The sequence below is a fragment of the Brevundimonas sp. Root1423 genome, assembly GCF_001426805.1.
Map to the genome: position 1 here is coordinate 41,566 of NZ_LMFL01000056.1, position 24,388 is coordinate 65,953.

A 24,388-nucleotide genomic window follows, 5' to 3' on the forward strand; every position below is an offset into this window, starting at 1 on the left:
GGTTAGCCTAGAATTTCGGGCGGAACAGTCCCGCCGGGCTGGCGCTGAAGATCTCGAGCCCGTCCTCGGTCACGCCGATGGTGTGTTCGCACTGCGAGGACAGCGACTTGTCGCGGGTCACGGCGGTCCAGCCGTCGGACAGGACCTTCACGTGCGGCTTGCCGAGATTCACCATCGGCTCGACGGTGAAGAACATGCCGGTCTTGAGCGTCGCGCCCTCGCCGCGGCGGCCGTAGTGGAGGACGTTGGGGCTGTCGTGGAACAGCCGGCCGATGCCGTGGCCGCAGAAATCCCGCACCACCGACATGCGGTTGGCCTCGACCACCTGCTGGATGGCGTAGCCGATGTCGCCGAAGGTGTTTCCCGGCTTAACCTGGGCCAGACCGGCCTCGAGCGAGTCATAGGTGACGTCGATCAGCTTGCGGGCGCGGGCGTTGATGTTTCCGACGGCGTACATGCGGCTGGAATCGCCGTGCCAGCCGTCGACGATGACGGTGTGGTCGATGTTGACGATGTCGCCGTCCTTCAGGACCTTGTCGCCCGGTATGCCGTGACAGACGACGTGGTTGATCGAGGTGCAGACGGTCTTCTCATAGCCCTTGTAGCCAAGGCAGGCGGGCAGGGCGCCGTGGTCGAGGGTGAATTCGCGGATGCGGTCGTCGATCTCGCCGGTGGTGACGCCGGGGACGACGAAGGGCGTGATCATGTCCAGCGCCTCGGCCACCAGGCGGCCGGCCTTGCGCATGCCCTCGAAAGCCTCCGCGTCGTGGACGCGGATTTCGTGGGTGCGGACGAAGGCGTCGTCGTCGAGTTCGGGGGTCTCGTACATCAGGCGGGGCTTTCGGGCGTCGGGTCGCGTCTCAGGTGGGAGACTATAGCACAAACCTCAAGGCCGGGTTGAGGCGCCGCCGCGCACGCGTGTTCCAACTTCGGGACGCCGGAAACATGGGCTAGACATCGGGCATGACCCAAGCCCCGCCCACCGCCGCCGTCCTGATCATCGGCGACGAGGTCCTTTCCGGCCGGACGCAGGACACCAATCTGAACGTCATCGCCCGGTTTCTGGCGGCGCTCGGGATCGACCTGCTGGAGTGCCGGACGGTCGGGGACCGCAAGGCGCAGATCGTCGACGGTTTGAACACCCTGAGGGCCGCCCACGACTATGTCTTCACCACCGGCGGGATCGGACCGACGCACGACGACATCACCGCCGACGCGGTCGCGTCGGCCTTTGGCGTGGCCCTGCCTGAGCATCCGGAGGCGATCGCCGTTCTGCAGCGGCGCTATGGCGACGACTTCAATGCGGCGCGGCGGCGGATGGCGCGGATTCCCGAAGGCGGGACGCTGATCGCCAATCCGGTGACGGACGCGCCGGGGTTCCAGATCGGCAATGTCTTCGTCATGGCCGGGGTGCCGAAGATCATGACCGCCATGCTGGAGGACGTGGCGCCCCGTCTGCGGACCGGGGCGGTCGTTCACGCCCGGACGTTGAAGGTCACGGGCGTGGGCGAGGGGGCGATCGCGGATATCCTGACGGCGGCGGCGCGGGCGGAGCGAGAGATCAGCTTCGGCAGCTATCCGTTCGGGCATGGCTCGACAGGCGAGACCGGGACCAATCTGGTCGTGCGGGGACGCGATGCGGCGAGGCTGGATGCGGCGGTCGAGGCGCTGGCGGCGGATCTGAAGGCGGCGGGCGTGGCGGTCGAACCCGCCTAGAGTCGGCGGAACGCGCCGGCCACGGCCGCATAGGCCGGGTTGGCGCGACCCTTCGAATCCAGCAACAACGGGCTGTCGTCGGTCCAGCCCCTGCCGTCGGGGCGCAGCAACCAGCTGTCGGTGTCGCGCAGGCCCCAGGTGGTGAAGGCGTAACGCTGGCGGGCCGGCAGGGCCATGAAGGACTCGGCCAGCTCGCCGACGCGGGCGACCTGCTGGGCGCGTTTCGTCGCGAGGGAGCGGGTGTCGAGGCGGTTGTCGGAGCGCATCGAGAAGTCCAGCTCGGACACATGGATCGGAAGGCCGAGGGATCCGGCGTCCTTGAAGAAGGTCGTGATCCGGCCGGCGGGGATTTCGATGTCGAGGTGGGACTGGGTCCCGATGCCGCCGATTGGCGCGCCGAGGGTCATCAGCCGCTCGACCAGCCGCAGGAAGGTCGCGCCCTTACGAGGGAGGTTCTCGAGATTGTATTCGTTGAGGAAGAGCACCGCCTCCGGGTCGGCCGCCCGGGCCTGTTCGAAGGCGCGGACGATATAGCCCTCCTGGCCCAGGGCCCGGCTGAAATGGCAGTCGCGCAGGCCGTCGCCGTCTTCGGCCACGGGCTCGTTGACCACGTCCCAGCCGGCCATCTTCCCACTATACCGTCCGGCCACGGTCGAGACGTAGCGGTCGTATTCGGCGGCGAAGCGGGCGCGGGGAAGGTCGTCGGTGAAGGTCTGCCCGCCCTGGGAATACCAGACGAGGGTGTGGCCGTGGACGCGCAGGCCCTGCTCGCGGCCCCAGTCCACGATCCGGTCGGAGGCGGAGAAGTCACAGGTGAAGTCCGGCTGCAGGATGCGTTCGGGCTTCAGCTCCCATTCGGGGGTCAGCTGGCTGACGTGCTTGCGCATCTGGGCGGCCCAGAGCGGGTCCGACAGCTGGCCGGTCATGCCGGTGGCGCCGACGGGGAAGGGGGCGAGGTCCTTCAGCGGCGCGGCCTCCCCACCGGGTGCGGGCTGGGCCGAGGCGAAGCGGTTGCAGGCCACGAGGGCGAGGGGCGTGGCGAGGAGGGAGCGGCGGTCGATCATTCTCCCTCCCCCGAAGTGGGGAGGGACGATCGCGAAGCGACCCGGGTGGGGCTGTATGAAGCATTGCCCGTCGGCGCCGCACTGACGTTCCCGGCCCGGCCGTCGCTGCGCGACGGCCACCCTCCCCACGAAGGGGAGGGAGAAGGCAATCTAGCCCGCACGCCTTCTCAGGCCCAGTTCGTCGAAGGCCGCGGTTTCGCGCTTGCCGGCGGCGATGATGCTGTTCAGCCGGGTCGTTTCGGCGACGTGTTCGAACTTCTTCAGTTCCTCGAAGGCGCCGGTGAGTGCGTCGCGGGCCCCTTCTTCCTCGGCGTCGAGGACCACCACATCGGCCTCGGCCGCGCCCTTGCGGAGCTTCCAGCCGCTCAGATAGGCCTGAAGCAACATGGCGGCGTCGGCGTCGGAGCGGGCGCGTTCCTGTTCGATCTCGGCCTCGGCCTGCAGTACGGCGATGCGCATCTCGGCGGAGGCGCGGCGGGCAGTGATCTCGGCGAGACGCTTCTGCAGCGTCTCGACCTCGTAGTTGGAAATACGGATCAGAGACTGGGCCCAGGCGGTCATGTGCGTGTACTCGTCCTCACTGGATCATTCCCTGGTTCAGGATTGCTTCCAGCTGGGTAAAGGAATCGGAAAGAGGCGTGTGATCGTCCTTGTCCTGGCCGAGGAAAGCCTCGAGCGCGGGGTTCAGGGCGATGGCGCGGTCGACGATCGGGTCGGCCCCGGTGCGGTAGGCGCCGATGCGGATCAGCTCTTCCATGTTGGCGTAGGCGCTGAGACACTGGCGGGCGCGCTTGTTCAGCTCGCGCTCGGGGGGCGTCTGACAGGCGGGCAGGGTGCGGCTGACGGACTTCAGCACGTCGATGGCCGGGAAGCGGCCGCGTTCGGCGATCTTGCGGTCCATGACGATGTGGCCGTCGAGGATGCCTCGCACGGCGTCGGCGATGGGCTCGTCATGGTCGCCGCCGTCAACGAGCACCGTGAACAGGGCGGTGATCGGACCGGCGGTCGTGCCGTCGGGACGGACGGGGCCGGGGCCCGCCCGTTCCAGCAGCTTGGGCAGTTCGGTGAAGACGGTCGGGGTGTAGCCCTTGGTGGTCGGGGGCTCGCCGGCGGCGAGGCCGATCTCGCGCTGGGCCATGGCGAAGCGGGTGACCGAGTCCATCAGGCACAGGACCTCAAGGTCCTGGTCGCGCAGATATTCGCTGATCGCCATGGTCATATAGGCGGCCTGGCGGCGCTTCAGGGCCGGTTCGTCGGAGGTGGCGACGACGACGATGGCGCGGCGCAGGCCTTCCTCGCCCAGCGTCTCCTCGATGAATTCGCGGACCTCCCGGCCCCGTTCGCCGATCAGGCCGACCACGACGACGTCGCACGTCGCCTGACGGGCCAGCATGGACAGCAGCACCGACTTGCCGACGCCGGAACCGGCGAAGATGCCGAGGCGCTGGCCCCGACAGGTGGTGGTGAAGACGTCCATCGAGCGGACCCCGAGGTCCAGCCGCTCGCCGACCCGGCCGCGCGAATGCGCCGGGGGCGGAGGCGCGCGCAGGGGATAGGCGGCGGGCCCGACCGGCAAGGGGCCCTTGCCGTCGATGGGCTGGCCGAAGGCGTCGATGATGCGGCCCAGCCACGCGATGGTCGGGCGCACACTGGCGGCGGAGGAGACGATGCGGATGTCGGCGCCCGGGGCCACGCCCTCGACCGGCCCGAACGGCATCAGCAAAGCCTTGGCGTCGCGGAAGCCGACGACCTCGGCGGGCAGGGGGCTCAGGTGGCGACGCTCGATCTCGGCCCGCGCGCCGACGGCGAGGCGCGACAGCCCGCCGCGTGATTCAATCAGCAGCCCGTTCACGCCCGCGACCTTGCCGGTCACGACCAGCGGGTCGATCGCTTCGACGGCGGCGGCGAGATTGCGCAATGGAAAGCCCCGGAACAGGCCTTCAGGGATGCGTCATCGTGGTTAACGGGGGGTGAAGGCGGCGGCGGCGGCCCTCGTCGGGGAACTTTCCCCGCTCTCCGCCCTTGCGGTTCCGTCTCAAGGCTTATCTCTTGGCGACCCTGTTCCGGAGACCGCCAATGGCCGACACGCCCTATGACCCCTCCCGCCATCTGAAAGCCGGACGCGGCAAGGTCTTCGCCTCGATCCTCGACACCATAGGCGACACGCCGCTGGTCGGTCTGCCGCGACTGTCGGCCGAGTACCAGCCTAAGGCGACCGTGCTGGCCAAGCTGGAGTTCTTCAACCCGATGGCTTCGGTCAAGGACCGCATCGGCGTGGCCATGATCGAGGCGATGGAGCAGGCGGGGCAGATCGGTCCCGACACCGTGCTGATCGAGCCCACCAGCGGCAATACCGGCATCGCCCTTGCCTTCGTCGCGGCGGCCAAGGGCTATCGGCTGATCCTGGTGATGCCCGAGAGCATGTCGATGGAGCGGCGCAAGATGCTGGCCCTGCTGGGAGCGGAACTGGTGCTGACCCCCGCCGAGAAGGGGATGAAGGGGGCCATCGCCATGGCCATGGAGCTGAAGGCGCGGACCCCCGACGCCGTCATCCCGGCCCAGTTCGATAACCCCGCCAACCCCGCCATCCACCGCGTCACCACGGCCGAGGAAATCTGGAACGACACGGCCGGTGCGGTCGACATCGTCGTCGCCGGAGTCGGCACCGGCGGGACCATCACCGGCGTCGGCCAGGTGCTCAAGGCCCGCAAGCCTTCGGTGCGGATGATCGCCGTGGAGCCGACCGCCTCGCCGGTGCTGTCGGGCGGCGAGCCCGGACCGCACAAGATCCAGGGCATCGGGGCGGGCTTCATTCCGTCGATCGTCGACCGCTCCGTGATCGACGGGGTCGAGCAGGTCTCCAACGAGGACAGTTTCGACATGGCCCGCAAGGCCGCGCGGCTGGAGGGGATTCCGGTTGGAATATCGTCGGGCGCGGCGCTGACGGCGGCCTTCCGACTGGCCTCGCAGGACGAAAACGCGGGCAGGACCATCGTCGCCATCATCCCCAGCTTCGCCGAGCGTTATCTGTCGACGGCGCTGTTCGAGGGTCTTTGACCGTCACAGCCGGTTAACCGGCGCGGCCTTACCGTCGGCCCGACATGTCCGAGCTCGCGCCCATTCACGAGGATGCCGCCCCGGAAGGCGGCTTCCGCGCGCGTCATGCGCTGCTGAAGCGCCTGGCCGACGTGGTGTCCTTGCCGGCCAGCCGGATCAACGCCTTCGAGCGCGCCGTGACCGGCGACCTGCTGGTGGAGATGCTGCGCCTGGCCAGCGCGGAGGACCGCCGCCGGGTGGCCCAGCGGCTGGCGCCCCTCGCCGAACTGCCCAATGCCCTGGCGCGTATGCTGCTGCGCGACGATCCGGCGATCGCGGGCCTGCTGATCGAACAGTGCGCCTCGCTGTCCGACGCCGATCTGGTCGCCTGCGCCCGCGACACCGGCCCGGACCACCGCTTCCTGATGGCCAGTCGCAGGTCCCTGTCCGAGGTGGTGACGGAGACGCTGCTGAGCTTCGGCGAAAGCCACGTCATCGAGGCCGTGCTGCGCAACAACACCGCCCGCCTGTGCCAGACCGCGATCGAGGGCGTGGTCAGTCTGAGCCGGCAGGAGCCGCAGCTGTGCGGCCCGGTGCTGAAGCGGCCCGAGCTTCGCCCCTCCGGGGCCTATGTCATGTTCTGGTGGTGCGGGCCCGACGACCGCCGGACCATCCTGCAGCGTTTCGCCGTGTCCCGGGAAGTCATGCAGGAGGTCGCCGAGGACGTCTTCGCCATGGCCGCAGAAGAGAACTGGCAGGACCCGGTGTCGCGCAAGGCGCTGCAGTTCATCGAGCGCCGCCAGCGCAACCGTGCGGCCATCGCCAAGAGTCCCTATGGCGGCCTGGAACAGGCCGTCGCGGCGGCGGCCGTGGGCGGGCTGAACCGGGAGGTGGCGACCGAGATCGCCTATCTGTCGGGGGTCAAGCCGATCACGGGAGCCAAGATCCTGGGCGACCCGGGGGGCGAGCCGCTGGCGATCCTGTGCAAGGCCACGGGTCTGGGCAAGAACGACCTGCGGAACCTCTGGCGGTCGATGCGCCGGCCCGAGACGGCCGCGGACGGCTCGGTCGATCCGACGTGGGAGCGGGTCCAGATCACCTATGACATGCTGGCCGTCGATCGGGCCCAGACCGTGCTGCGATACTGGAACTGGTCGCTGTCCTCGGCTTTGACGCCGGCCTTGCTCAGGGCCATTCGCGACGGGGAGGAAGAGGGGCTGGACGACTACTCCGCCCCCGAACGCGCGGCCATGCTGGCCCTGGCGGAAAATTTCGGACGCTGAATACCAAAGAGCAGCCGGGCCGGCGCCCGGTTTTACGCGGGTCGGTGGCGGCTATAGTAAACTTCCCGTATCCATTGAGAGGTCGTTGCGGTGATCCGGCGTCCGGTTGCTTTCCGCACGGAACAAATCTATTCACCGCATCACCGACTGATTCAGTCCAGAACCGATTTCAACAAGACGGGGCCTGCACGTGGAAGACAACGCTCAACTGCTCGAAATGACGGCGGACATCGTGTCGGCCTATGTCGGCAACAACAACGTTCAGGCGATTGAAGTGCCGGGTCTGATTTCCAGCATTCACGCGGCCCTGACCCAGGTTTCCAGCGGCGCCGTCGAACCCGAGCCCGAGGTCAAGGACCCGGCGGTTCCGGTGCGCAAGTCGATCACGCCCGACTTCCTGATCTGCCTCGAGGACGGCCGCAAGTTCAAGTCGCTGAAGCGCCACCTGCGCACCAAATACAATATGAGCCCCGAGGAATACCGGGCCAAATGGGGTCTGGCGAAAGACTATCCGATGGTCGCCCCGAACTACGCCAAGGCCCGTTCGGATCTGGCCAAGTCGATGGGCCTGGGCCAGGGCGGCCGCAAGCCGGCCCGCGCCGCCGCCCCCGGCCGCGCCAAGAAGTAACGCCGCCTTACCGGTGATCCGAGACGCCCGCTTCCGGCGACGGAGGCGGGCGTTTCCGCGTCCGGTCGTGGTTCAGGCCGCCTGGGCGCCGCGGCGCATGCGCCAGAAGCGCAGGGTGCGGAGGGCGGCGTCGCGGCTGAGCTCGGCGTACATGCGGGCGTAGGCGTGGGCCTTGGCCATGGCGTCGCCGTCGTCGTTCAGCAGCACCACCGCATAGGTCAGGAACAGGGCGCGATCCAGGTCCGCCGATTTGCAGACCACGGCCAGGGCGTCGAGTTCGCGGCGCTCGACGATCTGGCGGGCGGTGTGGAAATCGATCTCCGACAACTGCGCCAGGGCGATCAGGAAGGATGTGGTTCCCCCCGAACGCAGGAAGCGCGCCAGCATCCGGGGCGACAGTTGCCCGGCGGCCTTGAGCTCTTCGACATAGGCCAGGCATTCGGCGTAGTCGGCCGGCAGGGCGCCGTCGTCGGTGGCGATGCGGGTGCGACCGGCCGCGATGGCGCTTTCCAGCAGGGCCGGATCCAGACGCGCGTTCTGCTCCAGGATCCGGGTGCGCAGCCGGGCCTCGACCACGAAATACATCTCGTTCAGCAGGTCTGGCGGCAGGCTGGCCCGTTCGACCGCCGCCTCGTGCAGGGCCGGATTGGCCTTGGCGCGCTCGATCGCCGTTTCCGAGGCCCGACGTGACAGCCGGGCGCCGTCGTTGCGCAGCAGCGTGCCCAGGGTCTCGTCGTCGCCGCGCTCGACGATGACGTCCGAGACCGCTTCGGAAACCGTGGACCGGGCCGAGACGGCCCTCAGGTGGTCCTGACCGTGCTTGCGCACGACGCCCAGCAGATCGTCTTCGGTGAGCACCGGCGAGGCCGCCAGCACGGCGCCGGCCACGGCGGCCTCATCATGGGCCAGCTTGCGGATCAGGTTGTGCGGAGCGTCGGGCGCAGAGGCGAAGCGGGCCGACAGCTCGGCGCGGACGGCGCCCTCCATGTCGGCCGCCAACCGGGCCAGGACCGCGCCGTACAGGGTGTCCTCGGTGGTCGTACGGGCCGAACCGCCGAAGAAATGGTCGGTCAGTTCACGCAGGAGGGCGCGCCGTTTCTCGCTGGAACCCTCCTCGGCCAGGGCGATCAGGTCGGGAAGGCGCGAAGGCGCGAAGGTCTGGGCCGCGGTCTCGCTCACTGATGGTCCCCGTCGGACGCGGCGGGAGCGGGACGCATGCGGCCCTGGTTGTCGCGGATCAGGGTCGGACCCTGGTCCGGCTGGGCGAGGTCCTGCGACGCGGGGGTCGCGGTCATGGTGATGGCCAGGGCGTCGACATAGGTCGGCTCGGGCATTTGCAGCACGTCGGGCTGTCGGCCGTTCTGGCGATGGACGGAGTAGTAGCGCGCGCCCTGTTGCGGCGGACGCTCGCCGGTATTGGTCACCTCGGCCACGCGACGAACCGTCGGCGCGGCGGCTTCCGCGCGGGGCGCGGGGGCCGGGGGTTCGGCGGCGGGCCCAGGCGCGGGCGCCCCCCGCTGGAGGCGGAAGATCGGCGCGTCCCGGCGCGGGGCCAGGGGATCGGCCGGGTCACCCTGGGCCGGCGCGACCACGCCCGAGGGGGCGGGTTCGGCGGCGGGCGCATAGGCGACGTCGGCGGGAACGGGCTGGCCGCGACCGCCCTGATCCGGGAGGTATTCCGGCGTCGCAGCGTCGCGCGGCGCCGACGGAGCGACGCGAACCGGCGCGGGCGCTTCGGCATAGGCCGGCGCCGACGCCGGGACCGCGGCGGCGACCGGGGCGGGAGGCGGCGAAGGCGGCCGTATCCAGGCGTTGGCGGGCGTCAGGGTTCGGCGCGGCGCGGGCGCCGGGGCGGCGGGTGAAACCGGGGACGCAGTCGCGCTGAAGCCGCCATGGGGGATGACGAGGTTGGGACGGCGCAGATCGCCGCGCGCCGGGACGGGCGCGTCAGTCGGCGTCGCAGTCAGGGTCCGGCCAGACCAGGAAAGCTGGCGCAGGTCCGGGCGGGCGGCCGGCCCCGGTGTCTGGGCGGCGGCGGCGCCGGCCAGGGTCGTGGCGGCGAGGAATGCGATCGGGAGGCTGTGGGCGCGACGCAAGGTGCGGCTCCGGACGCAGGGGACTGGGGCTTCAGCCTAGTCGTCAGGGCCTTAAGGCGGGCCTAACGCGGCCTACCCGGGCGCACACGCCCAGGGTGAATATTTACAGGGTTCGCCGCCGTACGGCTCGTTCCAGCGCTCCCACCAGCGCATTGAGAGTCAGGCCCATGGCCATCAGGAGGACCAGCGCCGCGAGCATGTCGGCGGTGCGCAGGCGGTTGCCGGACTCCAGCAGGCGCCAGGCCAGCCCCTGGGTCGCGCCGGAGCCCGAGACAAACTCGGCCACCACGGCGCCGATCACCGCCAGGCCGGAGGCGACGCGAAGCCCCTCCAGCATGAAGGGCAGGGCGGCCGGCAGACGGAGGCGAACCAGGCGCTGGACGGGCGAGGCGCCGTAGAGGTCGAACAACCGCTCAAGGTCGGGATCGGCCGCCTTCAACCCGGTCAGAACCCCGGAAAACAAGGGAAAGAAGGCGACCGCGGCGGCCAGGGCGACGACGGCCCGGTCGGCGTGGTCCAGTCCGGTCCAGATGAGCACCAGCGGCGCGATGGCGACGACCGGCGTGACCTGCAGGGCGACGGCCAGGGGGCGCACGGCCTGTTCGGCGGACCGGCTCAGCGACACGGCCAGGGCGAGGCCGCCGCCGAGCACGGCGGCGGCGATCAGGGCCTGCATCGCCATCCGGAAGGTCGCCGCGGCGGATGCAGCGAGAACCGGCGCCCGGTCCACCAGGGCGACGGCGACTGCGCTGGGCGGAGGCAGGAACCACGGCGGGACATGCAGCGCCCGGCAGGCGATTTCCCATGCCGCCAGCAGCAGGGCGGTCAGCAGGAGGGGCGGGAGGAGACGCGTCATGCGACCTCGCGCGGCGCGGGCGCCATGGCGGCGGCGAGGGCCTCGGCCAGAGCTTCCACCGCCGCGCGATAGCCCGCGTCCATGCGCCAGCCCTCGGGGCGCGGCAGGGCGCCGGGTGAGGCCTGTTGCGTCGCGATGCGTCCGCTCGCCGCGTCCAGCACCAGGGCGCGTTCCGCGAGATAGACGGCTTCCTCCACATCATGGGTGACGAAGACGATGGCGGGCCGGGGCGACCGGGCGGCCCACAGCCGGTGCAGGTCCTCGATGAGGCGACGGCGGGTGACGCTGTCGAGCGCCGCGAAGGGCTCGTCGAGCAAGAGCAGGTCGGGTTCTTTGACCAGGGCGCGGGCCAGCGACACCCGCATGGCCATGCCGCCTGACAACTGGCGAGGGCGGGCGGTCAGGCGGTCGCCCAGACCCACGGCGGCCAGCGCCTCGTCCGCCCGACGACGCGCTTCGGAGGCGGTGACGCCGGCCAGTTCGAGCGGCAGGGCGACATTGGTCCGGGCGTCGGCCCAGGGCATCAGGGTGGCGGTCTGGAACACGAAGCCGGTGCGGCCAGGGGCGGCGCCGCGATCGACCCGGCCTTCCGAAGGTCGTTCCAGTCCGGCCAGCACCCGCAGGATGGTGGACTTTCCCGCGCCCGACGCGCCGACGATGGCGACGATCTCGCCCGGGGCGATGGCCAGATCGACGGGCCCGAGCGGCGGGCGGCCCTGATAGAGAACGACGGCGCCCGAGAGCGTGACTGTCGCCTCAGCCACGACCGGGCAGGTACTGGGTGGTGAAGGCCTTGCGCCAGTCCAGGCCAGCCGGATAGACGCCGGCGCCCGAGGTGACGTCGAAGAAGGCCTGCCAGCGTTCGGCGGTCATGGCCCCGAGGCCGTAGAGGGCCGCGTCACCGCCGTCGACGATACCGTTCGACTTCAGCTTGGCCCGGGCCTGATCCAGGACGGCCTGGGTCATCTCGGGGTTGTCCTTGCGGATCAGGGCGTCAGCCGCCTTGCCGTCGCCCTGGATGTAGTCGCGCCAGCCCTCGGCCGAGCCGGCGATGAAGCTGCGCAGGGCGGCGGCGTTGTCGCGGGCGAAGGCGTCGGGCGCCAGGACCATGGTGGCGTAGGAGGGATAGCCCTCGTCGGCCAGCAGGAAGACCTTGGGGGTGAAGCCCGCCGTCTGCTCGATCGTGTAGGGCTCGGAGGTCAGATACCCCTGCTGCACGGCCCGCTCGTCGGCGAGGAAGGGCGCGAGGTTGAAGGTGTATTTGCGGACCTGATCGTCGGTGAAGCCGTATTTCGCCTTCAGCCAGACCCAGAAGGCGGTGATCGAGGCGTCGGCCAGAAGGAAGGGCCGGCCCTGAAGGTCGGCGATGGATTTCAGAGCCGGGTCGGGGTGGGCGATCAGGACCTGGGGGTCCTTCTGGAAGAAGGCGGCGACGGCCTTCACCGGCGCCCCCTCGGCGACGAGGTTCAGGGGGATGAAGCTGTTGGAGCCCATGCCCAGTTCGACCGCGCCCGAAGCGAGCAGCTGGGGCACGTTCACGCCGGGCCCGCCCTGGATGATCTGGACGTTGAGTCCGCGGCGGGCGTAGGCCCCCGAAGCCAGGGCCTGATAGAAGCCGCCGTGCTCGGCCTGGGCGCGCCAGTCGGTGGCGAAGCGCAGACGGACGCGGCCCTCTTCGTCGACGGGGGCCTCGGACCGCTGGCAAGCCGATACGGCCGCCGCAGCCGCCAGCGCGCCGGCGCCCGCGATCACGGCGCGGCGGTGGAGCGAGGCTGGCCGATTCCCGCGCAAGGTCATGGCCTTGGTTTACGGCTCAGCCGGGAGAAGGGGAAGGGGCGCTCTGTGGCCGTCCGGCCGCTGCGAGGGGCGGGATGCAGGCGGCCAGCGAAATGTAACTGATGTCGCGACTTGTCTCGTATGTCACGCCGGCGTGTAGCGGTTGTCTCGCCCTGAATGTCCTGGTCCGCGATGGCGCAGACCTTGGGCTCAGGCGTCATGATTTCGGAAACATCAGACCCGGAATTGAGCGAGGGGACGAAGGTCCCCGGCGAACCGGCTTCCCTCGTCCCCTCGCCAAGTCCGGGTTGGACTTGGCCATTGAGGTTCAGGACCCTGGCCTTGCATCAGCGGGGCGAACCCTGATGATGGTCGACTGTATCCTGTCGCGCTCCTGGTCTCCGGCGTTCCACGAGGTCGAGCCCCGCGCCGTCCATCGATCCCGATCCGGTTCCCTCGGGGTCTTCTCCGGCCGAAGCCTTCGAAAAGTCCCTTGGGCCTTGATCCTGTCTCCCGTCCGTTAAGGTCGAAACCCCCCGGTGCGTTCGATCAGAGAGCCGGGCCGGTCCGCTTTGAGCCCCGGGTCTCCCCGGTTTTCCGCGCCGCCGTGTCCCTCGGCCTGATCAAGCTCGCTCCGATCCGCGGATCNGCGTTCGATCAGAGAGCCGGGCCGGTCCGCTTTGAGCCCCGGGTCTCCCCGGTTTTCCGCGCCGCCGTGTCCCTCGGCCTGATCAAGCTCGCTCCGATCCGCGGATGTGGCAAGCGGTCTGGAACGGGCTGTTGTGGATGAGTCTGGGGACAAATCGTGCGAATACGATCGGCGCTTGTGATGAAAGAGCAATTTCCTTCGACGGGTGAAGGATTTGCAGGTTCTGCACAGTCGCAGGAAGACGCCCTGAAATTCGTCCGAAACGCGCCCTTTTCGGGCGTCAGACGCCGAGCGCCTCGCGTTTGGCCTCGAGCTCCAGCCACTCCTCCTCGGCGGCGGCCAGCAGGGCGCGGGCGCGGTCGGCGTTGGCGGTGGCGCGGTCGAAGGCCTTGCGGTCTCGGGCGTAGAGACCGGGGTCGGCCAGGGTCGCCTCGTGGCGGGCGATGTCGGCCGGGAGGGTGGCGAGCAGACCTTCCAGCTCCTTCAGGCGGTGCGCGTCCTTGAAAGTCAGCTTGCCGGGCTTCTTCGGCGCGGCGGAGACCGAGGCGGGCGCGGGGGCGGCCTCGGCGCGGCGGGCGGCGTCCTTGTCCTGCGGCCGGGGGTTGGCGCCGGGCTGGAGGAAGCCGGGGTTCTGGCGGATGAAGTCGGTCCAGCCGCCGGGCGTCTCGACGATGTCGCCACGGCCGTTCATGGCGATGGTCGAGGTCGCCAGCCGGTCAACGAAGTCGCGGTCGTGGCTGACCAGGATCAGGGTGCCGTCGTAGGACTCCAGCAGCTCTTCCAGCTTGTCGAGCGTGTCCATGTCGAGGTCGTTGGTCGGTTCGTCGAGGACCAGCATGTTGGCGGGCTTGGCGAGGGCGCGGGCCAGCAGCAGGCGGTTGCGCTCGCCGCCGGACAGGGTGGAGATCGGCTGGCGCAACTGGCCTTCCTGGAACAGGAAGTCCTTGGCGTAGGCGGCGACGTGTTTGGATATGCCGCGCACCAGCACGCTGTCGCCGCCGCCGGGAGTCAGGGCGTCCCACAGGGTCATGTCGCTGCGCAGGCCCTCGCGCGACTGGTCGAGGTAGACGGGCTCGAGATTGGCGCCGAGGCGGACCGTGCCCTCGTCAGGCTTGAGCTGGCCGAGCAGGATCTTGACCAGGGTGGTCTTGCCCGCGCCGTTGGGGCCGACGATGGCCAGCCGGTCGCCGCGGATGACCCGTGTGGTGAACGGCTTGATGACGGTGCGGTCGCCGAAGGTCTTGGTCACACCCTTGAGCTCGGCCACCAGCTTGCCGGACGTGGCGCCGGAATCGACGCCGAGGTTGAGCTCGCGGGGGACGTCCTTGAGCCGTTCGCTGCGATCGGCGCGCAGGGCTTCGAGCGAGCGCGCGCGACCTTCATTGCGGGTACGGCGGGCGGTGATGGAGCGGTAGAAGGTCTCGGTCTCGCGCTCGATGGTCTTGGTCAGCCGCTGCAGGGACTGGGCTTCTTCATCCTGGACCTTGGTGGACCATTCGTCGAAGGCGGCGAAGCCCTTGTTGAGCGTGCGGACGCGGCGGCCCTCCAGCCAGTGGCAGGACTGGGTGACGCGGTTGAGGAAGGCGCGGTCGTGGCTGACGACCAGGACCGAGAATCGGGCCTGGAGCAGTTCCTCCTCGAGCAATTCGATGGCCAGGATGTCGAGGTGGTTGGTCGGCTCGTCGAGCAGCAGCAGGTCAGGCTCTTCGGCGAAGGCCTTGGCCAGGGCGGCGCGGCGGATCTCGCCGCCGGACAGGTTGACCGCGGGCTTTTCGGGATCGAGGCCGAAGGTGGCCAGCCAGGCCTCGGCGGTCCAGCGCTCGGCGCCTTCCGAGGCGGCGTAGTCAAGCAGGGTCTCGCCGGTGATGACGGGCTCCTGGGGCACATAGGCGAAGCGGACGCCGGCCTGGACGGAGCGATCGCCGGCGTCGGGCTCGATCAGGCCCATGACCATCTTCATCAGGGTCGACTTGCCGGCCCCGTTGCGGCCGACCAGGGCGGCGCGGGTGCGCGGCTCGACGGCGATGTCGACGCCGTCAAACAGCGGGCGCTGGCCGTCCTGGAGGCGGACGTTCTTGAGGGCGACGAGAGGAGGACGGGGAGCCATGGAAACCCTGGACACGCGCGGGGAGTTTGGGGGCGACGGGGAGGCCGCGCGGTCGAAGGCGGCCATATAGGGTGTACGGGGCTTCATGACCACCGGCAGGCGCAGGCGACTTGTGCGAGACAGGGCGGCGCGGAGGGTTTAACAGGCCGCCGATGGAACGGCCCTTCTGGCAAGCCAAACGCCTCGAACAGATGACCCGCGAAGAGTGGGAAAGCCTGTGTGACGGCTGTGGTCTGTGCTGCCTCGTCCGGTTCGAGGACGAAGACACCGGCGAAGTGGTTCCGACGCGGGTGCACTGCAAGCTGTTCGACGCCGCGCGCTGCACCTGCACCGACTACGCCAACCGGCGCGAGCATGTGCCCGATTGCATCAAGCTGACGCCGTGGAACATCGAGGCGCTGAAGTGGATGCCGAAGTCTTGCGGATACCGCCGCATCAATGAGGGCCGGGGATTGGCGGACTGGCATCCGCTGGTGTCTGGCGATCCCGAGAGCGTGCACAGGGCTGGCGTGTCGGTGCGGGGCCAGACGGTCTCGGAACGCGCGCTGAAGCGGTCCGAAGACGCCCTGGACTTCGAGGCGCCGGAGTGGATGGTCGAAAGAGGCGGCGACCAGGGCCGCTAACCGAAACTTCGTTGTTCGCCCCGCAAACTGAAGGCATGGGAGCGAAGAGTTCGAAAACGCTGCGGAAAGCGGCGGCGAGCCAACTGGACCTTGAGAGCCCGTTCGACCGGCTGACAGCGCTCGCCTGCGCCATCTTCGACATGCCTCATGCCATGATTGGAGTGTGCGACGGCGACCGGACCGTGTTCCGCGCCAACGTCGGCCTCGGTCAGAGCCAGATGCCGCGGAATCTGTCGGCGACCAATATGGTGGCCAGCCAGGGGCCCGGCGCTGTGCTGGTGATCGAGGACGCCCTGGCGGACGAAAGGGTCCGCAACCATCCGATGGTGACTGGAAAACCCCATCTCCGGTTCTTCGCCGGCGTCGGCGTCGTCAACGCGGTCGGCGAAAGCGTGGGCGCCATCGGCGTGATGGACATCCGGGCGCGTCCTCGGCCGAGCCATGCGGAGATCGAGAACCTGAAGCTGCTGGCCCGCATGGCCGGCGAGATTCTCGACCGGGCTGAGGCTGCCCGCGAACGAGAGGAACAGCTGGAACTGCTGCGCCTCACCGAGGAGATGGCCGGCGTCGGGCATTGGCGAATGGACGCCGAGACGTTCAAGTCGACATGGTCGGACCGCGTCTACGCCATCTACGGCGTGACGAGGGAGACCTACGATCCCGGGCTGGACGATGCGATCGCGTTTTTCCACCCCGACGATCGGGCGAGGGTCCGGGAAGCGGTCATGCATGGCTTGACGGCTGGCGAAGCCTTCCGAATCCGGGCGCGTCTGATCCGGGCCGATGGCGAGGAACGGCTGGTCGAGACGCGGGCGCAAACCGAGCGGAACGCGGACGGACGCGTGACGGCGATGTTCGGCGTGTTCCAGGATGTGACCGAAGCCGAAGAAGCGGCACAACGGATCGCCGAAAGCGAGCGTCGTTACCGGCTGCTGGCTGATCGCGCGACCGACATCATCATCGCATACGGCGTGGACGGCGTGGTGACCTATGTGTCGCCATCCATCGAGACGGTCAGCGGATACGCCCCCAAGGACGTGATCGGACGACCCGTGACGGATATGATCCATCCCGACGATGTGCCGGCCCTGGCCGAGAGTTTCCGGGAATTCGTCAATTCCCCGCCCGAGTGGGCGCATCGCGGCGTGACGTATCGGGGCCTGACAAGATCGGGAGTCCGCTGGTTCGAAGCCCGGACATCGATCATCCGCGACGACGACGGGCGGGTTGTCGAGTTCCAGGATGTCGTGCGCGACGTGACCGACACAAAGCATCTGGAGGAGGCGTTGACAGAGGCGCGCGACCGGGCCGAGGCCGGGGCGCGCGCCAAGTCGGAGTTCCTGGCCAATATGAGTCACGAGTTGCGGACGCCTCTGACCAGCGTGATCGGCTTCTCGGGCCTGCTGGCAGGCAGCTCGAACCTGCCTCCGGCCGAGCGGACCTGGGCCAACCGGATCGCCACGGCGAGCGAGGCGCTGCTGGCCGTGATCAACGACATTCTGGACTACTCCAAGCTGGAGGCTGACGCGGTCGATCTGGATCCGCAGCCGTTCGATCCCCGCGCCCTGGCGGCGGCCGCGGCGGCGATCGTGGAGTCGCAATGCCTGGCCCGGGGCCTGACCCTGACCGTTGATGTCGCGGCCGGGCTGCCGGCGGCGCTGATGGGAGACGAGGGCCGGCTGCGGCAGGTAACCCTTAACTTCCTCTCCAATGCGGTGAAATTCACCTCGGAGGGCGAGATCAGACTGACGGTCGCGGAGGATCGCGGGCAGTTGAGGGTGGCCGTGAGCGACAGCGGGATCGGCATCGCCCCGGACAAGATCAGACAGTTGTTCGACCGGTTCACCCAGGCCGACGCCTCGACCACACGAGTCTACGGCGGGACCGGACTGGGACTGGCCATCTCGCACCGCCTGATCACGATGATGGGGGGGAAGATCGGCGCGGAGAGCAGGCCTGCGGAGGGGTCGACCTTCTGGTTCACGATCCCCCTGCGCTGCGCGAAGACGGCGGCGGTACCGGTCGGTCCGGTTGCTCTGGCCGTTCCAGCCGGACTGCGGGTGTTGATGGCCGACGACGCCCCGGCGAACCGGGAACTGGTCAGCGCGATAATGGACGGGTTTGGCGTGGCTCTCGACACCGTCCGCGATGGGGCCGAGGCGGTGGAAGCCGCCCGGTCCGGCGGATACGACCTGATCCTGATGGACGTGCATATGCCGGTAATGGACGGACTGGCGGCGACGCGCGCGATCCGCGCCATGGGCGGGGCGGTGGCGCGGACCCCGATCGTCGCCCTGACAGCCAACGTCCAGCCGGAGCACGTGGAGCGTTGCATCGCAGCCGGGATGGACGGTCACGTCGGCAAGCCGATCCAGGTCGCGGAGTTGCTGGCGGTCATGACCCGCGCCTCGCAATCCGCCGCGAAAGCGACAAAGCCCGGCGCGGATGAGGCGGCGGCCTGACCGCGAGGCGACCTTGCGGCGCCTGACATGGCGTGACGCTGTGCTGACCTTTCGGGAATCTATAGTCGGGTTCAAGAGATAAAGTCTTTTCCGAACAACAGGATGGTCTTTTCCCGATCTGATCTGCCCGCCTTGGTGCGCTGGTCCGGTACTGTTTGGGCATGACGGGAAATCGGGACCGGGTCGCAGCCCGGGCCTGGCGGTCGCCCTCGTCCAGACGTTGACGGACCTGCTCCGCGCGCGGCGGGCCAGGCGGAGCCTGGGCGCGTTGTGCGGTGGTTCCGGCACCGGGCGGTCCGGGACGGATATTCGGGAAGGAACAGGATGCAGAAGCTGCGCTGGCCGATCGGTCGCCGCGGGCGTGAAACCGCGCCCGAAATCAAGGACAGCCGGGCCGGGGCGCTGATCGCCCTGACCAGCGGCGGGCGGGCGCGGTGGACGCCGCGCGACTACGCCCATCTGGCGGTCGAGGGGTTCGGGAAGAACGCGGTGGCCTATCGCTGCGTGCGGATGATCGCGGAGGCGGCGGCGTCGACCCCGTTGGTCCTGTTCGCCGATGGGGTGAGAACAGAGAACCACCCGCTGGCCCGGCTGCTGGCGCGACCCAATCCCGAGCAGTCGGGGGCGGAGTGGCTGGAGACGCTGTACGGGGCGCTGCAGACGGCGGGCAACGCCTATGCCGAGGCGGTGGGCGAGGCCGAGCCCGAGGAGCTTTGGACCCTGCGACCGGACCGGGTGAAGGTGGTCCCGGGACGCGCCGGCTGGGCCGAGGCGTATGACTATTCCGTCGATGGACGATCGGTGCGGATCGGCCGCGCGGCCGACGGCTGGATGCCGGTGATGCAGTTGAAGCTGTTTCATCCGACGGACGATCATTACGGGTTTTCGCCGCTGGAGGCGGCGGCTTCGGCCATTGATGTGCACAACGCGTCGGGGGCCTGGAACAAGGCGCTTCTGGACAATGCTGCGCGGCCCTCCGGGGCGCTGGTCTATGCGGCGAAGGATGGGGAGCGGCTGACGGCCGAGCAGTTCGAGGGACTACGGGCGCAGGTCAACGAGAGCCACGCCGGGACGGTGAACGCCGGGCGGCCGCTGATCCTGGAAGGCGGGCTGGACTGGAAGCCGATGAGCTGGACTCCCGCCGATATGGATTTCATCGCCGGCAAGCATGCCGCGGCGCGCGAGATCGCGCTGGCGTTCGGGGTGCCGCCGCAACTGCTGGGGATTCCCGGGGATGCGACCTACGCCAACTATCGCGAGGCCAATGCGGCTTTCTGGCGGGGGACGGTGGTTCCGCTGGCGCGGAAGACGGCTGCGGCGCTGGGCGGGTGGCTCGGCGGACGGTTCCCGGGGATCAGGATCGAGGCGGATCTGGAGGCGCTGCCCGCGTTGCAGCCCGAGCGGGACGCGCTGTGGGCGCGACTGAATGCGGCGGCCTTCCTGACCGATGACGAGCGGCGGCGAATGGCGGGGCTGGGTGACTGATGGAAAGCCTGAAGAAGGTTCCGGTGGCGCTGATCGGGGCGCTGGCGCTGCAGACGATCGGCGGACTGGTCTGGGCCGGCGGGGCGGCGGCCCGGATCGCGACGCTTGAGGAACGGGTCGCCGAGCAGCGGCTGGTGGCCGAAAGGCTGGCGCGGCTGGAGGAGCAGAGCGTGGCGACGCGGGCGGCCGTGGAGCGGGTCGAGCGCCGGTTGGAACGCCGCGGATGACGGCGCTCGCCGGGGCCGATGCAGGCCTGAGGATCGAAGGCTACGCTTCGTTGTGGGGTGTGGCCGATCTGAACGGGGACGTCGTCGCCAAGGGCGCCTTCTCCGCCAGCCTGGCCAGGACGGGCGCGCGGGGCGTGCGGATGCTGCACCAGCATGAGAACCGGGCGGTGGTCGGAGTCTGGGACCGGATGGTCGAGGACGAACGCGGCCTGTGGGTTCAGGGCCGGATCATGGACTGGTCGGCCGAGGCGCGGTTCGCGGGGGCCCTGTCCGGGGCAGGGGCGCTGGACGGGTTGTCGATCGGGTTTCGGAGCAGCCGGGCGCGTCGCGAGGGGCGGCTGCGGGTGCTGGTCGAGGTGGATCTGTGGGAGGTGTCTCTGGTGACGTTCCCGATGCTGCCAGGCGCGCGGTTCGGGGTGGCGCGCGCCGCGACGATGACATCGGGAAGCCGCCGCAACCGGTGAACCGCCGGCGCGCCGGATAGCGGCTCGGCGAGAGGGTCCCGCTCAGCGGGATCCGGACCCGGTCGTGCGGGGAGGACCGCGCATTCAAGGGTTCGTGAAGTCCAAAGACGCCTCCGGGTGTCAGCGGCCTGTCCGGGACGCCCGGACGATGACGGTTGGCCTATGCCCGCCGTCCCTTCAACTGGAGCAAAAATGAAAGAGACCAAACAGGCCCCGGCCACGCCGGAGGCGCGCGCCGCCATGCACGAGATGATGGCGGCGTTCGAGGCGTTCAAAGGGGCGAACGACGCCCGGCTGGATGAGATCGAGAAGAAGGCCTCGGCCGACACCCTGCTGGAACAGAAGGTGGCGCGGATCGACCAGGCGGTGGCTTCGGCGCAGGCGCGGCTTGACCGCGTGGTGAGCGAAGGGCGGCGACCGGAGCTGGGGCAAACCTCCGTCCCGTCATTCTCCCCGAACGGCGGAGGACTGGAGGAGAAGGCGGCTTTCGACGGCTATCTGAAGACGGGCGCTTCGTTCGGGCTGGAGCTGAAGACGGGACTGAGCACGGCGTCGAACTCGGCCGGCTATGTCGTGCCCGAACAGACCGAGCGGGCCATCGAGCGGCGGCTGATGGCCGGATCGCCGATGCGTGAGATCGCCACGGTGCGCACGGTCGGCGCCGGGGTGTTCCGCAAGCCGGTGTCGACGGCGGGCGTGGCCTCGGGCTGGGTGGCCGAGACGGCGGCGAGACCGGAGACGGACCCCGCCACCCTGGCGCTGCTGGAATTCCCCTCGGCCGATCTGTACGCCAACCCGGCGGCGACCCAGTCCCTGCTGGACGACGCCCTGATCGACCTGGACGAATGGCTGGCGGCCGAGGTCGAGGACGCCTTCGCGGCCCAGGAGACCGCGGCCTTCGTCACCGGGGACGGCGTCAACAAGCCGAAGGGCTTTCTGAGCTATCCGATCGTGGCGGACGCCAGCGCCGTCTGGGGCGAGATCGGCCATGTGGCGTCGGGCGCGGCAGGGGCGTTCGCCCCGAACAGTCCGACCGACCGGCTGATCGACCTGGTCTATGCGCCCAAGGCCCAGTACCGGCCAAACGGGCGGTTTGTGATGAACCGCAAGACAGTGTCGGCGGTGCGCAAATTCAAGGACGCCGACGGCAACTACATCTGGCAGCCGGCGCAGCGGGCGGGCGAGACGGCGAGCCTGCTGGGCTATCGCGTGACCGAGATCGAGACCATGCCGGACATCGCCGCCAACAGCGCGGCGATCGCTTTCGGCGACTTCCAGCGCGGCTATCTGATCGTCGACCGGGCCGGGGTGCGGGTGCTGAGGGACCCCTATTCGGCCAAGCCCTATGTGCTGTTCTACACGACCAAGCGCGTCGGCGGCGGGGTGCAGAATTTCGACGCCATCAAGGTGATGAAGTTCGCGGCGAGCTGAGGCTAGCCGAGGCAGCAGACGACAGGCCGCAGGCAACAGTGGGCGGGCGGGGGACCGAACCGTGTCGCCTGTTCACTGATGCCTGCCGCCTCCCTTCCAACATCGGAGACATCCCATGACCGCACCCGTCACCCTGGCGGAGGCGAAGCTGTTCCTGCGCGTCGAGCATGACGCCGAGGATGGTCTGATCCAGACGCTGATCGATGCGGCCCGGGCGCGGGTCGCGGAGGATGTCGGGCTGGCCCTGACCTCGACGTCGCCGGCGCCGCTGAGGCTGGCAATTCTGATGCTGGTGTTGCGCGCCTACGAGCGGGGTGATCGGGAGATGCCCATCGCGCCCGTCGAGGCGTGGATCGCGCCGTCTCGCGTGGTGCGGCTGTGAGGGCGCTGGCGGGTCTGTTCGAAGGCGTCGAGGCCGAGACGCCCTACGGCGGACGGGCGGTCAACTGGGAACCGCTGGGGTCTGCCTGGCTCAAGCTGGGGAGTCGGCGGCGGCGAGAAAAGACGGAGGCCGGCGGGCGGCGCGTCGTGGAGACGGTGACCGCCGAGACGCGGGCCGATGTGCGGCTGACGCCGGGCCGGATGCTGAGATTTGGGGGTGGCGACTGGCGGATCGTCTCGGGCGAGACCGTCGGCGGGCAGGCGATACTGAACCTGGAGCGGACGCGATGAGCGCGCATGAACTGGCGCTGCAGAAGGCGCTCGTCGCACATCTGAAGGGCGATGCCGCGGTGCAGGCGCTGCTGGGCGCGCCGGCGCGGATCTGGGATGCTCCGCCGGAGGGGCCGGGGTTTCCCCACCTTCTGATCGGGCGCAGCGAAAGCCGGCCGGTGCGGGCGGACGGGGGCGGGGTCGAGCATGCCCTGACGCTGACGGTCGTGTCCCGGTTCCGGGGGACGGAGGAGGCCAAGGCGGTGCTGGCGGCGGTGCGGTTGCGGCTGGCGGACGCCGTGGTGGAGGCCGACGGGGTGCGGACGGCCGCCTTGCGGGTCGCGTTCGCGGACGTGTTTCCGGGCGCCGACGGGGCGCGGACATTTGCGGTGCTGCGCGTGCGCGCCGTCACGGAGGAGATCTGAACATGGCGGCGCAACGGGGCAAGGACATCCTGCTCAAGATCGAGGACACGCCGGGCGCGTTCACGACCGTGGCGGGTTTGCGGGCGCGGACGATCAGCCTGAACGCCCGGACCGTGGACGCCACCGACGGCGACAGCGCCGGGCGCTGGCGCGAGCTGCTGGGTGGGGCGGGCGTCAGGTCGGCGGCCGTGGCGGGCCAGGGGATTTTTCGCGATGCGACGTCGGACGCCCTGATCCGCGAAGCCTTCTTCAACCAGGCGCCGCGGACGTGGCGCCTGGTCGTGCCCGACTTCGGCGTGCTGGAGGGGCCTTTCCTCGTCGCCGCGCTGGAGTATGCAGGCGAGTATGAGGGCGAAGCGACGTTCGCCATCAGCCTGGCCAGCGCCGGTGAAGTGACATTCGGCGCCCTGTGATGGGACTCAACGGTGCGCGGGGCGAGACGGCGGCGATGCTGGCGGGGGCCGAGCGGCGGCTGTGCCTGACGCTGGGAGCGCTGGCGGAGATTGAGACGGCGTTGGGGCTGGAGTCGGTCGGGGCGCTGGCGGAGCGGATGCGGGCGCTGTCCGGACGGGACCTGATGGCGGTGCTGGCCGCACTGCTGCGCGGCGGCGGAGAGCGGGAACTCGCGGCGGGCCTGGAGCGGGCCGAGATCGACCCGCGCGCGGCGGCGGAGGCGGTGGCCCGGGCCTTCGCCGCGTCGGCATGAAGACGCCGTGGAGCGGCATGGCGCGGACCGCGGCGATGCTGGGCGTCGGGCCCGAGGCGTTCTGGCGGTTGTCGCTGAAGGAATGGCGGATGCTGACCGAGGCGCCCGCAAACCCGGCGCCGATCGGGCGCGCCGATCTGATGCGGATGGCGGAGACTTGGCCGGATGACTGACAGTTTCGAACCGTCCGCTCTGGACGTGGTGCCGATGAAGGCGGCCGAGGCGGCGGCGGCGCTGGAGGGATTGCGGGAGCCGGCGGAACGGGCCGCGGCCTCGATCGAGGATGCCTTCGGCCGGGCCGGGGAGAGCCTGACACGGTCGCTGGCGCAAGCGGCGGCGGATGGCGAGGTGACGCTGGCCGAACTGGCGCGGGCGATGCTGGCGGCGGTGAACGCCGCGGCGGGATCGGGCGGCGTAGGAGGGCTATCGGACGCCATCGCCGCAGCCGTGCGGACGATTTTTTCAGGGTCGCGAGCGGACGGGGGATCTGTCGCGGGCGGCGGCGCCTACCTGGTCGGCGAGCGCGGTCCGGAGGTGTTCCGGCCCGCGGGCGCGGGGACGATAGAACCCGCCGGCAGCGCCGGCGTGACCGTCAATGTCCGCGTCGATGGGGGAGCGCCGGGCCTGTTGCGGTCGGAAGCCCAGATCGCCCAGGTGCTGGCGCGCGCCGTATCACTGGGCGCGCGCAGGCTGTGACAAGGAA

The 24,388-nt window shown here is 69.7% G+C and carries 27 protein-coding genes; 17 read left to right on the forward strand and 10 right to left on the reverse strand.

What is annotated here, in order from left to right; translation table 11 throughout:
* Positions 1-7 precede the first annotated feature (7 nt).
* Entirely contained in the window at positions 8-829 is an 822-nt protein-coding gene (gene map / locus ASD25_RS25645; RefSeq protein WP_055828202.1) for a type I methionyl aminopeptidase, read from the reverse strand.
* A gap of 134 nt (positions 830-963) precedes the next feature.
* On the opposite strand from map, the gene ASD25_RS25650 reads away from it, so the two are divergent.
* Complete coding sequence (locus ASD25_RS25650) at positions 964-1,716, forward strand: competence/damage-inducible protein A (protein ID WP_055828205.1); 753 nt, start codon at positions 964-966, stop codon at positions 1,714-1,716.
* Here ASD25_RS25650 and ASD25_RS25655 read toward each other — a convergent pair.
* The 3 genes from ASD25_RS25655 to fliI all read right to left on the reverse strand — a co-directional run bounded on the left by ASD25_RS25655 (position 1,713) and on the right by fliI (position 4,698).
* Positions 1,713-2,780 carry an endo-1,4-beta-xylanase gene (locus ASD25_RS25655; RefSeq protein WP_055828207.1) on the reverse strand — a complete coding sequence of 356 codons (1,068 nt, stop codon included), beginning with the start codon at positions 2,778-2,780 and terminating at the stop codon, positions 1,713-1,715. The genes ASD25_RS25650 and ASD25_RS25655 overlap by 4 nt on opposite strands.
* Positions 2,781-2,930: 150 nt before the next feature.
* Entirely contained in the window at positions 2,931-3,341 is a 411-nt protein-coding gene (locus tag ASD25_RS25660) for a flagellar export protein FliJ (protein WP_055828209.1), read from the reverse strand.
* Between the two features lie 16 nt (positions 3,342-3,357).
* Positions 3,358-4,698 (reverse strand): flagellar protein export ATPase FliI, encoded by a 1,341-nt coding sequence (gene fliI / locus ASD25_RS25665; RefSeq protein ID WP_055828211.1) that lies wholly within the window; start codon positions 4,696-4,698, stop codon positions 3,358-3,360.
* A 158-nt stretch (positions 4,699-4,856) separates the two neighbouring features.
* Here fliI and cysK point away from each other — a divergent pair, with 158 nt between their 5' ends.
* The 3 genes from cysK (at position 4,857) to ASD25_RS25680 (ending at position 7,727) form a co-directional block, all read left to right on the forward strand.
* A complete protein-coding gene (gene cysK / locus ASD25_RS25670; RefSeq protein WP_055828213.1) occupies positions 4,857-5,837 on the forward strand; it encodes a cysteine synthase A in 981 nt (326 codons plus the stop codon).
* Positions 5,838-5,881: 44 nt separating this feature from the next.
* Positions 5,882-7,099: a DUF2336 domain-containing protein gene (locus ASD25_RS25675; RefSeq protein ID WP_055828216.1), complete on the forward strand. Its 1,218-nt coding sequence runs from the start codon at positions 5,882-5,884 to the stop codon at positions 7,097-7,099.
* Between the two features lie 190 nt (positions 7,100-7,289).
* Positions 7,290-7,727, forward strand: a complete 438-nt coding sequence (locus ASD25_RS25680; RefSeq protein WP_055828219.1) for a MucR family transcriptional regulator — start codon at positions 7,290-7,292, stop codon at positions 7,725-7,727.
* A 72-nt stretch (positions 7,728-7,799) separates the two neighbouring features.
* Here the strand turns inward: ASD25_RS25680 and ASD25_RS25685 are convergent, their stop codons facing one another.
* The 6 genes from ASD25_RS25685 to ASD25_RS25710 all read right to left on the reverse strand — a co-directional run bounded on the left by ASD25_RS25685 (position 7,800) and on the right by ASD25_RS25710 (position 15,211).
* A complete protein-coding gene (locus ASD25_RS25685) occupies positions 7,800-8,906 on the reverse strand; it encodes a DUF2336 domain-containing protein (protein ID WP_055828221.1) in 1,107 nt (368 codons plus the stop codon).
* The gene (locus ASD25_RS25690) at positions 8,903-9,823 is read right to left on the reverse strand and encodes a hypothetical protein (RefSeq protein WP_055828223.1); all 921 of its coding nucleotides are present in this window, start codon (positions 9,821-9,823) and stop codon (positions 8,903-8,905) included. Before ASD25_RS25690 ends, ASD25_RS25685 begins: the two co-directional genes overlap by 4 nt.
* Before the next feature lie 103 nt (positions 9,824-9,926).
* Entirely contained in the window at positions 9,927-10,679 is a 753-nt protein-coding gene (locus ASD25_RS25695) for an ABC transporter permease (RefSeq protein ID WP_055828225.1), read from the reverse strand.
* Positions 10,676-11,443 carry an ABC transporter ATP-binding protein gene (locus ASD25_RS25700; RefSeq protein WP_055828227.1) on the reverse strand — a complete coding sequence of 256 codons (768 nt, stop codon included), beginning with the start codon at positions 11,441-11,443 and terminating at the stop codon, positions 10,676-10,678. Before ASD25_RS25700 ends, ASD25_RS25695 begins: the two co-directional genes overlap by 4 nt.
* A complete protein-coding gene (locus tag ASD25_RS25705) occupies positions 11,436-12,476 on the reverse strand; it encodes an ABC transporter substrate-binding protein (protein ID WP_055828232.1) in 1,041 nt (346 codons plus the stop codon). Before ASD25_RS25705 ends, ASD25_RS25700 begins: the two co-directional genes overlap by 8 nt.
* Before the next feature lie 908 nt (positions 12,477-13,384).
* Positions 13,385-15,211: an ABC-F family ATP-binding cassette domain-containing protein gene (locus ASD25_RS25710; RefSeq protein ID WP_055829668.1), complete on the reverse strand. Its 1,827-nt coding sequence runs from the start codon at positions 15,209-15,211 to the stop codon at positions 13,385-13,387.
* A 152-nt stretch (positions 15,212-15,363) separates the two neighbouring features.
* Between ASD25_RS25710 and ASD25_RS25715 the strand changes: the two genes are divergently transcribed.
* The 13 genes from ASD25_RS25715 (at position 15,364) to ASD25_RS25770 (ending at position 24,381) form a co-directional block, all read left to right on the forward strand.
* Complete coding sequence (locus tag ASD25_RS25715; protein WP_055828235.1) at positions 15,364-15,834, forward strand: YcgN family cysteine cluster protein; 471 nt, start codon at positions 15,364-15,366, stop codon at positions 15,832-15,834.
* A gap of 35 nt (positions 15,835-15,869) precedes the next feature.
* A complete protein-coding gene (locus ASD25_RS25720; RefSeq protein ID WP_055828237.1) occupies positions 15,870-18,296 on the forward strand; it encodes a PAS domain S-box protein in 2,427 nt (808 codons plus the stop codon).
* A gap of 324 nt (positions 18,297-18,620) precedes the next feature.
* Positions 18,621-19,781, forward strand: a complete 1,161-nt coding sequence (locus ASD25_RS25725; protein WP_055828240.1) for a phage portal protein — start codon at positions 18,621-18,623, stop codon at positions 19,779-19,781.
* A complete protein-coding gene (locus ASD25_RS25730) occupies positions 19,781-20,008 on the forward strand; it encodes a hypothetical protein (RefSeq protein WP_055828243.1) in 228 nt (75 codons plus the stop codon). The genes ASD25_RS25725 and ASD25_RS25730 overlap by 1 nt, the downstream gene beginning before the upstream one ends.
* Complete coding sequence (locus ASD25_RS25735) at positions 20,005-20,472, forward strand: HK97 family phage prohead protease (RefSeq protein WP_055828246.1); 468 nt, start codon at positions 20,005-20,007, stop codon at positions 20,470-20,472. Before ASD25_RS25730 ends, ASD25_RS25735 begins: the two co-directional genes overlap by 4 nt.
* Before the next feature lie 192 nt (positions 20,473-20,664).
* Positions 20,665-21,903 carry a phage major capsid protein gene (locus ASD25_RS25740; RefSeq protein ID WP_055828250.1) on the forward strand — a complete coding sequence of 413 codons (1,239 nt, stop codon included), beginning with the start codon at positions 20,665-20,667 and terminating at the stop codon, positions 21,901-21,903.
* A gap of 115 nt (positions 21,904-22,018) precedes the next feature.
* Positions 22,019-22,285, forward strand: coding sequence for a head-tail connector protein (locus tag ASD25_RS25745; protein ID WP_055828254.1), 267 nt, complete (start codon positions 22,019-22,021; stop codon positions 22,283-22,285).
* A complete protein-coding gene (locus ASD25_RS25750; protein WP_235562884.1) occupies positions 22,252-22,575 on the forward strand; it encodes a head-tail adaptor protein in 324 nt (107 codons plus the stop codon). Before ASD25_RS25745 ends, ASD25_RS25750 begins: the two co-directional genes overlap by 34 nt.
* Positions 22,572-22,979, forward strand: coding sequence for a DUF3168 domain-containing protein (locus ASD25_RS25755; RefSeq protein WP_055828257.1), 408 nt, complete (start codon positions 22,572-22,574; stop codon positions 22,977-22,979). Before ASD25_RS25750 ends, ASD25_RS25755 begins: the two co-directional genes overlap by 4 nt.
* A gap of 2 nt (positions 22,980-22,981) precedes the next feature.
* Positions 22,982-23,392 carry a phage major tail protein, TP901-1 family gene (locus tag ASD25_RS25760; protein ID WP_055828260.1) on the forward strand — a complete coding sequence of 137 codons (411 nt, stop codon included), beginning with the start codon at positions 22,982-22,984 and terminating at the stop codon, positions 23,390-23,392.
* Complete coding sequence (locus ASD25_RS25765) at positions 23,392-23,685, forward strand: GTA-gp10 family protein (protein WP_055828262.1); 294 nt, start codon at positions 23,392-23,394, stop codon at positions 23,683-23,685. The genes ASD25_RS25760 and ASD25_RS25765 overlap by 1 nt, the downstream gene beginning before the upstream one ends.
* Positions 23,682-23,858 carry a phage tail assembly chaperone gene (locus tag ASD25_RS29845; protein ID WP_235562885.1) on the forward strand — a complete coding sequence of 59 codons (177 nt, stop codon included), beginning with the start codon at positions 23,682-23,684 and terminating at the stop codon, positions 23,856-23,858. Before ASD25_RS25765 ends, ASD25_RS29845 begins: the two co-directional genes overlap by 4 nt.
* Complete coding sequence (locus tag ASD25_RS25770; RefSeq protein WP_055828267.1) at positions 23,851-24,381, forward strand: phage tail tape measure protein; 531 nt, start codon at positions 23,851-23,853, stop codon at positions 24,379-24,381. Before ASD25_RS29845 ends, ASD25_RS25770 begins: the two co-directional genes overlap by 8 nt.
* Positions 24,382-24,388 lie beyond the last annotated feature (7 nt).

Coding starts and splice junctions, on each gene's coding strand:
- map (WP_055828202.1), bottom strand. CDS start 829: ATGTACGAGACCCCCGAACTCGACGACGACGCCTTCGTCCGCACCCAC.
- ASD25_RS25650 (WP_055828205.1), top strand. CDS start 964: ATGACCCAAGCCCCGCCCACCGCCGCCGTCCTGATCATCGGCGACGAG.
- ASD25_RS25655 (WP_055828207.1), bottom strand. CDS start 2,780: ATGATCGACCGCCGCTCCCTCCTCGCCACGCCCCTCGCCCTCGTGGCC.
- ASD25_RS25660 (WP_055828209.1), bottom strand. CDS start 3,341: ATGACCGCCTGGGCCCAGTCTCTGATCCGTATTTCCAACTACGAGGTC.
- cysK (WP_055828213.1), top strand. CDS start 4,857: ATGGCCGACACGCCCTATGACCCCTCCCGCCATCTGAAAGCCGGACGC.
- ASD25_RS25675 (WP_055828216.1), top strand. CDS start 5,882: ATGTCCGAGCTCGCGCCCATTCACGAGGATGCCGCCCCGGAAGGCGGC.
- ASD25_RS25695 (WP_055828225.1), bottom strand. CDS start 10,679: ATGACGCGTCTCCTCCCGCCCCTCCTGCTGACCGCCCTGCTGCTGGCG.
- ASD25_RS25705 (WP_055828232.1), bottom strand. CDS start 12,476: ATGACCTTGCGCGGGAATCGGCCAGCCTCGCTCCACCGCCGCGCCGTG.
- ASD25_RS25710 (WP_055829668.1), bottom strand. CDS start 15,211: ATGGCTCCCCGTCCTCCTCTCGTCGCCCTCAAGAACGTCCGCCTCCAG.
- ASD25_RS25715 (WP_055828235.1), top strand. CDS start 15,364: ATGGAACGGCCCTTCTGGCAAGCCAAACGCCTCGAACAGATGACCCGC.
- ASD25_RS25720 (WP_055828237.1), top strand. CDS start 15,870: ATGGGAGCGAAGAGTTCGAAAACGCTGCGGAAAGCGGCGGCGAGCCAA.
- ASD25_RS25725 (WP_055828240.1), top strand. CDS start 18,621: ATGCAGAAGCTGCGCTGGCCGATCGGTCGCCGCGGGCGTGAAACCGCG.
- ASD25_RS25730 (WP_055828243.1), top strand. CDS start 19,781: ATGGAAAGCCTGAAGAAGGTTCCGGTGGCGCTGATCGGGGCGCTGGCG.
- ASD25_RS25735 (WP_055828246.1), top strand. CDS start 20,005: ATGACGGCGCTCGCCGGGGCCGATGCAGGCCTGAGGATCGAAGGCTAC.
- ASD25_RS25740 (WP_055828250.1), top strand. CDS start 20,665: ATGAAAGAGACCAAACAGGCCCCGGCCACGCCGGAGGCGCGCGCCGCC.
- ASD25_RS25745 (WP_055828254.1), top strand. CDS start 22,019: ATGACCGCACCCGTCACCCTGGCGGAGGCGAAGCTGTTCCTGCGCGTC.
- ASD25_RS25755 (WP_055828257.1), top strand. CDS start 22,572: ATGAGCGCGCATGAACTGGCGCTGCAGAAGGCGCTCGTCGCACATCTG.
- ASD25_RS25760 (WP_055828260.1), top strand. CDS start 22,982: ATGGCGGCGCAACGGGGCAAGGACATCCTGCTCAAGATCGAGGACACG.
- ASD25_RS25765 (WP_055828262.1), top strand. CDS start 23,392: ATGGGACTCAACGGTGCGCGGGGCGAGACGGCGGCGATGCTGGCGGGG.
- ASD25_RS29845 (WP_235562885.1), top strand. CDS start 23,682: ATGAAGACGCCGTGGAGCGGCATGGCGCGGACCGCGGCGATGCTGGGC.
- ASD25_RS25770 (WP_055828267.1), top strand. CDS start 23,851: ATGACTGACAGTTTCGAACCGTCCGCTCTGGACGTGGTGCCGATGAAG.